13 protein-coding genes are annotated in these 13,953 nt (G+C 42.7%); 3 read left to right on the top strand and 10 right to left on the bottom strand.

Annotated elements, in window-relative coordinates; all coding sequences use genetic code 11:
- Positions 1-18 precede the first annotated feature (18 nt).
- From AC0VZ9_RS05855 to AC0VZ9_RS05830, 6 genes are all read right to left on the bottom strand, one after another.
- Complete coding sequence (locus AC0VZ9_RS05855) at positions 19-996, bottom strand: tRNA dihydrouridine synthase (RefSeq protein ID WP_252246035.1); 978 nt, start codon at positions 994-996, stop codon at positions 19-21.
- A gap of 332 nt (positions 997-1,328) precedes the next feature.
- Positions 1,329-2,711 carry a 23S rRNA (uracil(1939)-C(5))-methyltransferase RlmD gene (gene rlmD / locus AC0VZ9_RS05850; protein WP_019383456.1) on the bottom strand — a complete coding sequence of 461 codons (1,383 nt, stop codon included), beginning with the start codon at positions 2,709-2,711 and terminating at the stop codon, positions 1,329-1,331.
- 19 nt (positions 2,712-2,730) lie between these two features.
- Positions 2,731-3,612: a DNA-3-methyladenine glycosylase family protein gene (locus AC0VZ9_RS05845; RefSeq protein WP_071155896.1), complete on the bottom strand. Its 882-nt coding sequence runs from the start codon at positions 3,610-3,612 to the stop codon at positions 2,731-2,733.
- Between the two features lie 301 nt (positions 3,613-3,913).
- Positions 3,914-4,705 carry a delta-lactam-biosynthetic de-N-acetylase gene (gene pdaA, locus AC0VZ9_RS05840; protein ID WP_252246034.1) on the bottom strand — a complete coding sequence of 264 codons (792 nt, stop codon included), beginning with the start codon at positions 4,703-4,705 and terminating at the stop codon, positions 3,914-3,916.
- A 122-nt stretch (positions 4,706-4,827) separates the two neighbouring features.
- Entirely contained in the window at positions 4,828-6,381 is a 1,554-nt protein-coding gene (locus AC0VZ9_RS05835) for a fumarate hydratase (RefSeq protein ID WP_286676837.1), read from the bottom strand.
- Between the two features lie 186 nt (positions 6,382-6,567).
- Positions 6,568-6,750, bottom strand: a complete 183-nt coding sequence (locus AC0VZ9_RS05830) for an SE1561 family protein (protein WP_009335760.1) — start codon at positions 6,748-6,750, stop codon at positions 6,568-6,570.
- 286 nt (positions 6,751-7,036) lie between these two features.
- On the opposite strand from AC0VZ9_RS05830, the gene AC0VZ9_RS05825 reads away from it, so the two are divergent.
- Positions 7,037-7,198 carry a hypothetical protein gene (locus AC0VZ9_RS05825; RefSeq protein ID WP_009335759.1) on the top strand — a complete coding sequence of 54 codons (162 nt, stop codon included), beginning with the start codon at positions 7,037-7,039 and terminating at the stop codon, positions 7,196-7,198.
- A complete protein-coding gene (locus tag AC0VZ9_RS05820; protein ID WP_475397495.1) occupies positions 7,158-7,538 on the top strand; it encodes a YetF domain-containing protein in 381 nt (126 codons plus the stop codon). The genes AC0VZ9_RS05825 and AC0VZ9_RS05820 overlap by 41 nt, the downstream gene beginning before the upstream one ends.
- Here AC0VZ9_RS05820 and ggt read toward each other — a convergent pair.
- Complete coding sequence (gene ggt, locus AC0VZ9_RS05815; protein ID WP_475397132.1) at positions 7,442-9,148, bottom strand: gamma-glutamyltransferase; 1,707 nt, start codon at positions 9,146-9,148, stop codon at positions 7,442-7,444. The two genes, AC0VZ9_RS05820 and ggt, sit on opposite strands and share 97 nt — an antisense overlap.
- Before the next feature lie 140 nt (positions 9,149-9,288).
- Entirely contained in the window at positions 9,289-9,918 is a 630-nt protein-coding gene (locus tag AC0VZ9_RS05810) for a hypothetical protein (RefSeq protein ID WP_475397131.1), read from the bottom strand.
- 169 nt (positions 9,919-10,087) lie between these two features.
- Between AC0VZ9_RS05810 and yfkAB the strand changes: the two genes are divergently transcribed.
- Complete coding sequence (gene yfkAB / locus AC0VZ9_RS05805) at positions 10,088-11,203, top strand: radical SAM/CxCxxxxC motif protein YfkAB (RefSeq protein WP_071155886.1); 1,116 nt, start codon at positions 10,088-10,090, stop codon at positions 11,201-11,203.
- 38 nt (positions 11,204-11,241) lie between these two features.
- Here the strand turns inward: yfkAB and AC0VZ9_RS05800 are convergent, their stop codons facing one another.
- Positions 11,242-12,063 carry a YfkD famly protein gene (locus AC0VZ9_RS05800; protein WP_009335737.1) on the bottom strand — a complete coding sequence of 274 codons (822 nt, stop codon included), beginning with the start codon at positions 12,061-12,063 and terminating at the stop codon, positions 11,242-11,244.
- Between the two features lie 439 nt (positions 12,064-12,502).
- Positions 12,503-13,564, bottom strand: a complete 1,062-nt coding sequence (gene cax, locus AC0VZ9_RS05795; RefSeq protein ID WP_009335736.1) for a calcium/proton exchanger — start codon at positions 13,562-13,564, stop codon at positions 12,503-12,505.
- Between the last annotated feature and the right edge of the window lie 389 nt (positions 13,565-13,953).

The raw sequence follows: 13,953 nt of genomic DNA, 5'->3' as shown, positions 1-13,953 counted from the left end.
CCCATCCCCATTTAGAATTCAGTTATTATTTTCAAGATTCTTTGACACAAACGCATCAAGCAATTCGCGCACTTCATCTGTAGACCTAGTGTTCATTAATTGATTTCTTAGTGCACTTGCCCTTGGAAATCCTTTGACATAGATCTTGAAAAAACGGTGAAGAGCCGTGAACGGCCGCAGCTCTAAATGCGAATATTGATCATGGAGATCCATATGCAATCTTAAAAGGTCCAGCAATTCCTCACTGCTATGATCTTTCTTCTCCGTTTCAAAGGCAAATGGATTATGGAATATGCCGCGCCCAATCATAACTCCATCAATACCGTATTTCTCGGCCAGCTCCAAGCCCTTCTGACGGTCAGGAATATCTCCATTGATCGTCAAAAGGGTATCTGGTGCCACCTGGTCGCGAAGTTTCTTAATCTCCGGGATCAGCTCCCAATGCGCAGGCACTTTGCTCATTTCGTCCCTTGTACGCAGATGAATGGAAAGATTAGCAATGTCCTGCTCCAAAATGTGTTTCAGCCAGACCTTCCATTCGTCTACTTCCGTGAAGCCAAGCCTTGTCTTTACACTTACCGGCAAACCTCCTGCTTTGGCTGCCTGGATCAATTCAGCTGCCACTTCCGGGCGGCGGATCAGGCCGCTTCCCTTCCCGTGCTGTGCTACATTGGGTACAGGACAGCCCATATTGATATCCAATCCCTTAAAGCCCAGTTCCGCCATCCCAATACTCATTTGCCGGAAGTATTCAGGTTTATCCCCCCATATATGGGCTACAATTGGCTGTTCATCCTCTGTGAAAGTCAAACGCCCACGCACACTATTAATCCCCTCGGGGTGACAATAACTATCTGAGTTTGTAAACTCAGTAAAAAACACATCAGGTCTGGCTGCTTCACTCACCACATGGCGAAAAACAACATCCGTCACCTCTTCCATTGGTGCCAGTATAAAAAATGGCCGCGGTAACTCACGCCAAAAATTATCTATCATAGTAAAATTCAAATCCTCTCAATATGGGAAACCAACTTTTAATCCCAAAATTAAAAAGCAGAATATCCTTGCTTCTTTTACACTTATACCATGCTTAAGCACTTTTTATCAAACTGATTAAATAATGTAAATTTTAACTGCACAATTTTTGTACAGCTAAAATATCTCCTGCTGACATCCATCCCATTAAACAGTATTCCACTGGCTGAGTAAAAAATAAAGCTTTGATAAAACATTCTAAAAAACAGCAGGGATTAACAGAAAAAAGACCCCGAAACCGCAAAAATATTTTTTACGAAATCAGGGTGGATCAGCAAAAGCTTATGTTTGGGTTACACGTTTAAAACAAGTTGTGTCACACTCTCCACGTGTGCGGTCTGCGGGAACATATCCACAGGCTGTATGCCATTTACTTTATATTTGGGGCTCAGGACCGAAATATCCTTTGCCAATGTAGATGGGTTACATGAGACATAAACCACTTTCTTGGGCTGGACTTTTAAAATAGTCTTTAACAGCTGATGATCAAGTCCTGTTCTTGGCGGATCGACGATAATAACATCCGGACGCCATCCATCTTTTGTCCATTTAGGAAGCCATTCCTCTGCTTTGCCGACAACATATTGGGCATGTTTAATTCCATGGCGGTCAGCATTTTTCTTTGCATCCTCAATGGATTCCCTGATGATATCCATGCCGCGGATTTCCGCTGCCTGATCTGCTACCCATAATCCAATCGTTCCGACGCCGCAGTATGCGTCAGCTACTTTTTCCTTGCCGGTTAAAGCCGCTGCTCTTTTGACTTCATTATAAAGCTTAACGGTTTGTTCAGGGTTCAGCTGGAAAAATGTCCGTGCAGATAGTTCAAACTGCAAATCTCCGAGTGTTTCCTGGATAAAGTCGCTTCCGTCCAGATTCATGGTTTCCTGTCCAAAAATAAGGGAGGTTTTTTCACCATTCACATTTTGTATGATTGATTTTACTTCAGGAAGCTCGCTTTTGATTTTTTCTATTATGATCTCTTTCTTTGGAAGCTCTTTTTGAGTTGTGATCAGTACAATCTGAAGCTCTCCTGTCTGGATTCCCACCCTGGCAACGATTGTTCTTACTATACCTTTTCGGCTTCTTTCATTATAGATTGGGATTCTCAAATCCTGGAGAATCCGTTTCACTGCTTCAGTCGCCTTTGTTGTTTGCGGATGCTGCACCGCACAGTGCTCAATATTAATCAGGCGGTGCGAATTCATGCCATATAATCCGGCAAGCACCTTCCCGTCTTTTTGGCCAACCTGGAACTGGCTTTTATTTCTGTAGCTCCACGGATCTTCCATTCCAATGGTTTCTTTGATATCCAGCTTCTCGGGATTCAGCTTAGTATGGCGTTCTAAAGCTTGAATAATGATATCCCGTTTCTCCTTCAGCTGCTGATCATACCGGAGATGCTGCAGCTGGCAGCCTCCACACTCATGATATACCGGGCATGGCGGCTGAACACGGAATTCCGATTTTTTACGGATTTTTTTTATTTTGGCCTCAGCAAACTTTGGGTTTACCTTTGTTGCTTCTGCTGTGATTTCCTCGCCAGGCAGTGCTCCTGGAACAAATACGACTTGCCTTTTAAAATAACCGACACCTTCCCCATTGATGCCAAGCCTTTTGATTGTCAGCGGAAATGTTTGCTTTAGTTTTAATTTAGCTGTTTGTTCTTGTTTCATGGTGCTTCATCACTCCAAATTACTCGATACTCCTCCACAAATAAAGAGAAGCATAGCTCAAATAAGGATCCCAGCTCTTCGAGAATGTCTCCATTTCCTCAAGAGTCGGTTTCGCTTCTAATTTATATAGTTTTTTTAAGGCATTCTGGATGCCAATGTCTGCAGCTGGAAAAAGATTTGGCCGGCCCAGCCCGAACATCAAGAAGTTTTGAACAGTCCAGGGTCCGACACCGCGCAATTTGATAAGTTTATCATAAATTTCTTCATCTGAAAGGTTTTTAAGCTCGTCAAAGTTTAAATTTCCCGAGGCCGTTTCTTTTGCGATGCCAATTACATACTCAGCCTTTCGTCTACTGAACTGCAGCTCTCTTAATTCATCCACTTTCAGTTCTGCAACTTTTTCGGGAAGCGGATAAAACCACACTCCATCCTTTTCGAATCCAAATGCTTTTACAAACCGTTCTGTTAACGTGTGTGCGAAAGCAAGATTAAGCTGCTGGTGAATAATGCATTTTAATATACAGCTATACGGATCAAAATCAAGAACAATTGGAGTACCATAATGAGCATCGAAAATTGGCTGTAATTCTGTGTTTTGAAAATGTTCGTGAATCCTCTCAAGAGGCAGATGCCATTGAAAAATTTCCGATAAACGCTCTGCTGCTTTTTCTTTAAAAGCGCCATCAGTTCCGGTTATTAAAAATTCCGGCTTATCAGTTGTACCGATTGCTTTTACTTCTGCCACAATCGGATGATGGCTGAGCAGCATAGGCACTTTCACAGACCGATTTTCTATATCAACCTGATTAAGAGGGTCATTCAAAAGCCTGTCCAGTACCAGATCAAAATTATAAGGTCCTTCTACTTGTATCTTTTCCAAGAAGAATCCGTCCTTTATCATTTTCCCCGATTATAGCATTTTTTGCCGTTATTTTACTAAACTTGTTGGACTATATACAAAATAGACCCTGAAAAGTTGGGTCTATTTCATGCAATTTATAAATTTCTGCAGTGTTACCGGCCGAAATTGGGCATTTACCGGCCATCTTTAAAAAAATACCGGCCAAAGCACATAATTTACAGGCCTAATCTTAAGTTTTACGGCCAATATCACTTTGTTGTGCCCATCCAAATTTTTTATCGAAAGCTGGACATTTTGCCGATAAATCCAAGATTTGGCCGATTTATCGGCCAAACATATATCAGTACAGCATCCGCTCCCCAATTGCCTGTTGCCATGTCAGATCATCAAGGCTCTTAAAGGTGTACCCGCGTTTTTTCAAATCCTGTATGGCCTTTTGGAGAGCATCGGCATTGTCCTTTGAAACAGTGTGCAAGAGAAGGATACAGCCTGGATGGATCTGACGCATAATATTGTCGTAAGAATACTGCCAGCCTTTCTGCCGGTCTGTGTTCCAGTCGACAAAGGCCAGTGACCAGAATACATGCGTATAGCCTTCCTTTTTAGCCAAAGCCAAAGTGCGTTCGCTGAAAATGCCTCGAGGCGGCCGCAAATATGCCATATGCTTAACACCTGTAAGCTTTTCGTTTTCAGCACGGACCATTTCAAGTTCTTTAATAAATTTCTCATCGCTCACTCTTGTCATATCAGGATGATGCCAGGAGTGATTGCCTATGATATGCCCTTCATCCGCCATCCTCTTTACAAGATCAGGTGCGCTTTTTAAATAATGTCCTGTTACAAAAAAGGCAGCAGGAACATTTTCCTTTTTCAGAACATCCAAAATTTTCCCTGTATAGCCGTTTTCATATCCATTATCAAATGTTAAATAAATGTCTTTTTTGCTTGTATCGCCTTTATAATAGGAGCCATGTCTTTCAAGCAGTGAGTCGAGCGGCTTTCCTGCTTCGGCCGGCACCTCATTTTTTGCTTTTTTGAATCCCCAGTGAACCGGCGAATTGCCATAATTCGCATAAGCTGTTCCGGAAAAAAACAAAATAAAAACACTCAGGAAGATACTTAATTTTTTCATCTGAGCTCCTCCAATATTTTTTTCTTAGTGTTTGTGAATGAAATAAAAACATTCGCAGGGATCATTGGCAAAAAAATGCACAAAAAAGAGAGGCCGCAAACAGCCTCTCTCCCGTTCATCTATTAGAATACACGTTCTTTGAATTGAGCCAATTTCTCAAGTGAAGATTTATCTACATCCCTATGAAGACTGTTCCCGTGGGAATCCATCGTCACAACTGCAGTAAAGCCTTCAACCTTCAGGTGCCACATAGCTTCCGGAATACCGAATTCCATGAGGTCCACGCCTTCAACCGACTTGATGCAGTCAGCATAATATTGTGCAGCACCGCCGATTGCATTTAAGTAAACGCCGCCATGTTCCTGAAGTGCTTCCAATGTTTTTGGCCCCATTCCGCCTTTACCGATAACAGCACGGATGCCGAACTTTTTCATGATATCTCCCTGATATGGCTCCTCACGAATACTTGTAGTCGGTCCAGCGGCTTTTACATGCCACTTGCCGTCTTCGTCCTTCATCATGACCGGGCCGCAGTGGTAAATGACCTGCCCATTAAGATCAACTGGTGCATCATGGTCCATCAGGTGATGGTGGATGGCATCGCGGCCCGTGTACATCATGCCGTTGATCTGTACCACATCACCAACCTTAAGGTTGCGAATCTGTTCTTCAGTGATCGGTGCTTGCAATGATACGATGTTTGTTTGCTCTGCTGTTTCTGCTGCTGCCGCTGTCTCAAGTTCGGCTTCAGAAGCACCAAAGTCGATATGCTCGCCTTCCTGATACATCCATTCATTAATTTCACCTGTTTCCATGCTGATTGCTGCGCCAAGGCGGCGGAACGCCCAGCAATTATAGGCAACAGATACGAAGAAGCTTGCCGGAATACGGTTCATAACACCGACTTTACAGCCTAAAAGCGTGGTTTCCCCGCCGAAGCCCATTGTTCCGATTCCTAACTCATTTGCATTCTCCATCACGTAATCCTCGAGTTTGCGGAGATCTTCATTAGGATTTACATCATCTACAGAACGAAACAGCTGCTCTTTCGCCAGGTCATAGCCTGAAGAGCGGTCTCCCCCGATGCCGACACCGATAAAGCCGGCGCTGCATCCCTGTCCCTGCGCCTGGTATACAGAGTGCATGATGCATTTGCGGATTCCATCTAGGTCGCGTCCAGCTCGGCCAAGGCCTTCAAGTTCGCAGGGAAGGCTATATTGGATATTTTTATTTTCACAGCCGCCGCCTTTAAGAATCAGGCGGGCGTCTATATAATCTTGTTCCCATTGTTCAAATTTAATGACAGGTGTTCCGTAGCCAAGGTTGTCCCCGCTGTTGGCGCCAGTTAAGGAATCAACAGAGTTCGGGCGAAGCTTTCCGTCCTTAGTTGCCTGGGCGATTGCGTTTTTGATTGCTTCCTTCATGACCAGCTGGTTAGCACCGACTGGCGTCTTGATTTTGAAAGTCGGCAATCCGGTATCCTGGCAAATTGGCGACACATTATCATCAGCCATTTTAATATTATTCGTAATGGTATCTAAGCTCATCGCTGCTCTAGTGCCGGCATTTTCTCTTTCTTTCGCTGATTTGATTGCACGGCGCACATCACGCGGAAGATTAGTGGATGTCTCAACAATCAGCTGATACATGCTTTCCTGAAATTTGTCGATATTCATTGCTTTAGTCCCCTTCCCTTTGTTCCCTATATAGCTCATATCTTTTATGAAAATTACAATTATTAATCGTAATCATTATACTCCTATCTGATGCGTATTTAAAGACAAAGGTTGCAATCGTTTACAGGATGAAAGAGGGAATTTCCAAAGCAATTTTCATAAAAAAAGAGCCCTCAGGCTCCTGTTTTAATCGCGGTTATTAAATTCACGGCATTTGGATTCGAGGTCATCGATCATAGCAATTAAACGGTCGATGTCTTCGATTTCGGTGTCTTCCGGCTCAATAGCTTCCAGTACGTCCAGGAACATATTTAAGCGCTGTTTTAGAAAAGTAACCTGTGAATTCTTATCTTGAATCGGACTGCCCAAAACGTTCTCTCCTTTCGTCTCGATTACATCCTACATGAAATTAGTTATTTCAGCAAATAAGTATTTTTATTTAATATACCCTTCAATTGCCTCCCTGCAACATGAATGGAGATAAAAATCGTCCGTTTTTTTTCTTCCTATAAAAGGAATAAAACCCATATATAAGGGAGGCAATCATGTTTTTTCCAGCTGGCAAGATTTATGGAGAGTTCTTTCAAATGGATCTATAAGCTATATTTTTCTGATTCTGTTCCTGAGACTATCGGGAAAACGTACTTTAACAAAAATGAATGCATTTAATTTAGTGGTAAGAGTTGCCCTTGGGTCTACCCTGGCGACTATTTTCCTTAACAAACAGGTATCACTTGCAGAGGGTCTGACTGCATATGCACTTTTGATCGGCCTATATAGTAGCCTGGCTTTCTCTTCATTCAGCCACATTCAATAAAGCAAGTCCTGACCTGCTTTATTATCAAGGTCAATTCATAGGGTCAGCCTTATATAAAAACAGGGTTTTGAAATCAGTAATTATGCAGGCTATTCGTTCCAATGGGTTTTCCTCAATGGAAGATGTGGAAGCAGTTGTATTCGAGACTAACGGCAGTATGTTAGTCATTAAAGGAGCAGCTCAAACAGCAAAACGAGCACACTATCTGATATTGATCCAAAGAAAAGCTGATGCCAGGCGGCATCAGCTTTTTATTTGCTCCTCTGTAATTCCGGCTGCCTTTCCTTCACGGCTGGAGTCAGCCGCACCATATAGACGCCCTTTCTCCCGGTCAATCTGAATGGCCTGAACATTCCCGATTCGGCTTGGCTTATCTCCAAATTCAAATCCGCTTGACTCCATTTCGCCTTTGGATTCCATGCTTATTCCCGGCTCCCATTCAATGAGCGGGCCTGTTGTGGCAAAGATTCGGGGCTCTTCAATGGCTTCCTTTAAATTCATTTTATGGTCAATGATATTCACGATCGTCTGAAAAACCGAGCCAATAATGGTCGGTCCGCCTGGTGAACCAAGAGTTAGTACGGGCTGGTCATCCTTAAATAAGATCGTCGGGCTTTTGCAGCTGACCGGCCTTTTGTCCGGTTTTGGTTCATTGATTCCGCCAGGGTTGGCATCAAAGTCTGTAAGTTCATTGTTTAATAAAAATCCGTAGCCCTTTACCATAATCCCTGACCCAAATGGATGCTCAACGGTTGATGTACATGCGGCAATATTGCCCCATTGGTCAATAACCGTGAAATGAGTTGTTTCGCTTTTCTCTAAGTCATCCGGCTGGCGAATAATCTGCTTTGGTTCGCCTCCTTGATATTTCCAGGGGTTTCCAAAATCTATTGCATCATTTCTCCTTTTAAAATTTATAGCTTTTACCCTTTCAGCAATATAATCATCATGTAGCAGGCCTTCAATAGGGAGATCAGAAAATTCCGGATCCCCTGAATAGGCAACTTTGTCCGCAAAAGCCAAACGCATAGCTTCGGTTATCAGATAATACTTTTCCCAGGACTTTGCGTCATATTGGCTTAAATCAAACTTCTCCAGCATTTTAAGAATTTGGATAACGGTTACCCCGCCTGCACTGGGAGGAGCGGACGAAGCGATCTTATAGCCTTTATACTCGCCCCATATCGGCTCATCAATGGTAAGCCGGTAATTTTTCAGGTCCTCCAGCGTCATAAAGCCGCCTTCTTCTTTTAACGTTTCTACGATGGCTGCAGCTATCTCTCCTTCATAAAAGGAGGCTATTCCTTCTTTTTGCATGATCCTGAATGTCTTGGCTAAATGATCCTTGACAAGTCTGTCACCTTTCTTTAGAGATTTGCCTTCCGGAAAATAAAAAGCTTTGGCTTCCTCACCCAGCCTGTAATGAAAGTTCTGAAGAGCTTCCTCCATTACCCAGTTCACTTCAATGCCGCTTTCTGCGGCTTCTATTGCCGGCTGAATCAGATCGGCTAATGACTTTGAACCGTGTTCCTTTACAGCTGAATCCATAGCTTTTAATATTCCCGGGATTCCTACTGCTGTTCCATGCGTAGAGCGTTTGCGAAAATCGATTACTTCCCCATTGTCATCGAGGAACATTTCCGGATGCACACCTTTTGGCGCCCTTGTGTGTCCATCATATATTTTTACATCTTTCTTTTTATTGTCGTAAACCATTAAAAATCCGCTTCCGCCAATGCCTGTCATCATTGGTTCTACTACATTTAATGCAAATTGGATGGCAGCTGCAGCATCTACTGCATTGCCGCCCTCCCGCAGTATTTTTTCACCTATATCTGTGGCAACTGAATGAGGACTGACTACCATCCCTGCAGTTCCAACAGCTGTTTCTCTTTCGTAAGATTGTTTTTCCATATCCTTTGATAATGATTTCCCTCGTCTATAACCCATAAATGTAACCTCCAAAAAATGTCCTATACCTATAGTTAAGGGTTACCCCCTCCGTGTATATATAAAACAACCATCATTAGGAAACAGAACCAATAAAAAATCCTCCACTCATAAGAGCAGAGGAAATTTTATATTATTAATTAAAGGTTATTGCTGTTCTTTTGAGTCTCAGGACTATAGGTGACAGCACTTTCGCCACGCTCTACCGGGAAAGCAGTTTCTGAACTGCTCACTGAACTTGCTGCCTGGTTGTTCGAGCCAGTGGAATTTCCACCGTTCTCAACAGGGCTTTCCATTAATTCTGAACCTGCTTCCTTTACTTTTGACCCGATATCAGCCAGCTCGCTTTTTGCTTCCTTTGCTGTTGTCATGGCTTCATTAGACACTTCTTTTACCATATCCATGTTGCCGAAAACATCTTCGTTGACACGCTGGTACAAACTCTGGGCATCTTTAATGGCCTCTTTAAGAGTATTGGAAGCACTCTTAAACTGGTTAATCATATTATCCTTTACATCACCAGGATTTTCTTTCACTTCAGAAATAAGATTTGCAGAAGAATCCTTTAGATCCATCGCTTTCGTTTTTACTTTTGTTCTTGTTGTACTATCCAGCATTGCTAAAGCCCCGCCAATAATACCGCCAATGACAATCCCTTTCATCAGCTTGCTGTTTGATCCGTTATCATGGTCATAATTCATATCCTGTCCATAATCTGATCTTAAAGCAGTTGTTGTGTTTGTTGTATTATAAGTGTTATTCTGTTCCATGTTAAATCCTCCTCTTAAGTTAAAAAGTGTTTCGCGTTTGTTATTGAGTTAATTCCCGCATGAGGAGAAATTAAACGTTTTTATTTCATTTTTACTCCAAACTATCGATTGACATGGGATATGAAAGATTAAATAATGACAAAGGACTTAGATTTAAAAGGAGATACATATGAAAACACAACTTTCACCTATCACACCGGAAAATGATCCATGGGAAGCTTATTCCGATATCGATCAGCACGGAAAATTGGTGCTTTCAAATATTGAATTCACAACCACTGTATTATGCAACATGCGCTGTGAACACTGCGCTGTCGGCTATACACTTCAGCCCAGGGATCCCGATGCCCTGCCCATTGATTTGATGCTTAAGAGGCTGGATGAAGTTTCTCATTTAAGCTCACTGAGCATTACCGGCGGGGAGCCGATGCTTTCAAAAAAATCGGTTAAAAATTATGTTGCGCCGCTGCTTCGCTATGCGCACGAAAGAGGGGTCAGAACACAGATTAATTCTAATCTGACACTGGAGTTAGCCCGTTATGAAGAAATCATTCCATATTTGGATGTCCTTCATATTTCTCATAACTGGGGAACTGAGGAGGACTTTATCGAGGGCGGCTTTGCGATGATGGAGCGAAAGCCGACGATAGAGCAGCGTCAGCGGCTCTTTTACAGGATGATTGAAAACAGCAGGGAGCTCGTGAAAGCGGGGGTAATGGTTTCTGCTGAAACAATGCTCAACAAACGGACATTACCTTATCTTGAAAAAATTCATAAACAGATTATAGAAGAAATGAACTGTCAGCGCCATGAGGTCCATCCAATGTATCCATCAGACTTCGCCTCATCATTAGAAACATTAACTCTTGAAGAAATGAGATCAGCCATCCATCATCTGCTGGATATCCGGGATGAGAATACATGGATGCTGTTTGGCACCCTGCCCTTTTATGCCTGCAGCAGCAATAAAGAAGACCTGGATCTTTTAAGAAGACTGCATTCATCAAATAATGTAACCGTCCGGAATGACCCTGACGGAAGATCACGGCTGAATATAAATATTTTCACCGGCGATGTCATTGTCACTGACTTTGGCGATACACCGCCGCTGGGAAATATCCAAACAGATCAGCTTGAGGATATTTATCAAAAGTGGAGCAAAACAGAACTCGCTGATTCTCTGAACTGTCATTGTGCGGGGGTTAGATGCCTTGGCCCTAACGTTCTTGTAAAGAACAGCTACTATAAAGAAACAGATTTCAAAACAAGACGTTCGAATATCTAATAGATTAAGCCAGCCTATATGTCAGGCTGGCTTTTTTATTATCTAGGCCTTTCTGAAACAAGAAACCCAAACGTCACATGATCCTGAATCGGAATCCAGGCACCTATTCCCTGTGAAGTGACATTTTTAATGACAATCATTTTCTTGCTGCCTTTCAGCATCAAATACACTTCTCCATACGTTACTTTCCCCTTTTCATTGATTGCGGGAGCATAGCCGTATAGATACCCTAATCTTTTGGGCGGAATGTTATAGATATGATCTTTTTTGGTGCCTGCTCCAACAATCGTTTCAAAAGCAAGAGGCAGACCGGATTTCTCCATGGCTTTGAGAAGCATCATCTTTTTTACATCCTCGGCATTGGGAACCTTGGCAGTCAGACCTCCACGGACAACCTTTTGGGCTTCCTGAACATAATGAATCTGGTATGGGGCCTTGCCGCCGCGGTTGTCGAAATAATTCGTGTTAATCCTCTGATATTCCCAATTAGGGGAGGTTTCAGCAGACTCATAATTAAGCGGCCACTGACCGAGATATACGATGGCCCTGTATCCAAGTGCGAACGGAGTACTGCTCACAGAGGTTTCATTCAGCATCCGAATGAGATCCGGATTTTCGATTTTAACCTTGGATGAATCAATGAGCTGCTGGGTTAATTCACTCGGCTGGAGTGTCGGCATATCCTGAGCCGGATTAGGATACGTATTTTCCTTTGTAACATTCAGCACCGAATTAGGGACAACAATGGCCTTCGGCGGCTGTTTTGCCGATTTCTCAGTCCCTTTCTGCGCTTCTGCGGCCGGATGGAATGACAGTATTAATATAAGACCTAAAAAAAGAATGCTTACGTATTTTTTCATGATGTCTTTCTCCTTTCAAGTCACAATCTTTTTAGGTTGATATTAGTTTTTTCGGAGAAAGTGGATATTATCCGTCCCGTGAAAAATAACGGAGGGATTTGAGGAGGAATCAGCAGCAAAAATATTTCATTTGTAATGATTTTGTAAAAATCTGAATATTTACAAATATCTAATAATGTTTTATAATAGGCTTACTAAACTAAAGGAGGGCAGTGGAAATCAACCCCACTACTATGTAAAAGGAGGAGAATCGTTTTTTTGTTAAGTCTTCTGCAAGTCATGATAATGGTCAAAAATCAGCGTAAAGGTTGGTGATCAATGACTGAAAGCGAACAGAACCATTCTCTGAAAAACATAATCCTTTAAAAAAGTACTTAAATACCCATATAAATAACCGGCCCTGAGATTTTTTCAGAGCCGGTTTTCTGTTTGGTCATGACTATAAAAGATAAAATCCGATTCCCATTATAACGTAAGCTGCCAGCAGAGTGGCGCCTTCGAACCAATTGGTTTCCCCATCATTGCCAATGACAATCATAAGCAGCACCGCTGTCACCATGGCAATTAACTCAGGCAATGTAAAGACAAGAGGCATTGCAGCCGGGAACAGCAATGAAAGCAGTACAAGAACAGGTGCTACAAACATCGCAACCTGCAGCGTGGAACCAACAGCAATTTCAACAGCTATATCCATTTTATTTTTATAAGCCATAATGATGGCAGAAGCATGCTCAGCCGCATTTCCCACGATTGCCACAATGACCACCCCAATAAACAATTCCGTCCAGCCAAACGCTTCTCCAACTTCTTCGAAGGTGTGAACCAGATTCTCTGATACATAAGCAACCGCAATGGTAGAAATGGCAAGTACAGCAATGGCTTTTCCTTTGCTCCACTCCGGAGTTTCCTCCTCATGAGAGCTTCTGTCATCCTCTTTTGATTGATAAACGCCCCGGTGAGTGACCAGTTTGAAGAACAAAGCCGCTAAATAAAGAGCTATTAATATGACAGAGATGCCAATGCTGAAAGTTATCGTTTCAGCTTCATCCATGGTCATTGAAAAAACTTCAGGAATCACAAAAGCCACAATGACGGCAAACATCAGAAGTCCTGAGTTATGACGTGCATCATATACATTAAAGGACTGGGTCTTGTATTTAACTCCTCCAACGAAAAATGAAAGGCCGGCCACTAACAGTAAATTTCCCAATACGGACCCTGTCAGTGAGGCAAGAACAACACTAATCAGGCCGGCCTTTAAAGCAAAAATCGAAATGATCAGTTCAACCGCATTTCCAAAGGTGGCATTCAGCAGCCCTCCAATTCGGGGGCCGGTTACTATGGCAAGGCTTTCTGTCGCCCTTCCCATATAGCTGGCCAATGCGATAATGGTGATGCAGTAGATCACAAACAGCAAAATATTGGACCAATGCATCAATGTTCCGATGACAGACAGGGGCACACCTGCAAACGCCAATACCATGAAAACTTTATTAGTCATATCTTTTTTCTCCTTACGTTTTAATATTTTTAGTATTGCCTGCTCATTCACGCCTATGTGATTATATGCAGTAAGTTTATGTAAAACGTTTCTTTCTCTTTAGCCGCTTTCGAAAAAATTCAAACTTGAAGCAGGATTTAGGCATTTTAAAAACAGGGAAGAAATTTAGCTTTTGCTGTCCGAACACAGGGCGACTTGGGACACAATCCACGGTTCTTCCTCTTCTCTTGTCCGAACTCGGGGCGACTTCCGACACAATTCACGGTTTTTCCTCTTCTCTTGTCTGAACTCGGGACGACTTCGGACACAATTCACGATTTCCCCTCTTTTTCTGTCCGAACATAGAGCGACTTCGGACTCAATCCACGGTTTTTCCTCTTCTCCTGTCC

The sequence above is a fragment of the Cytobacillus sp. QJM3NY_8 genome, assembly GCF_056173585.1.
The sequence above is the reverse complement of the archived record's forward strand: the minus strand, read 5'-3'. Positions and strand labels throughout refer to the sequence as shown.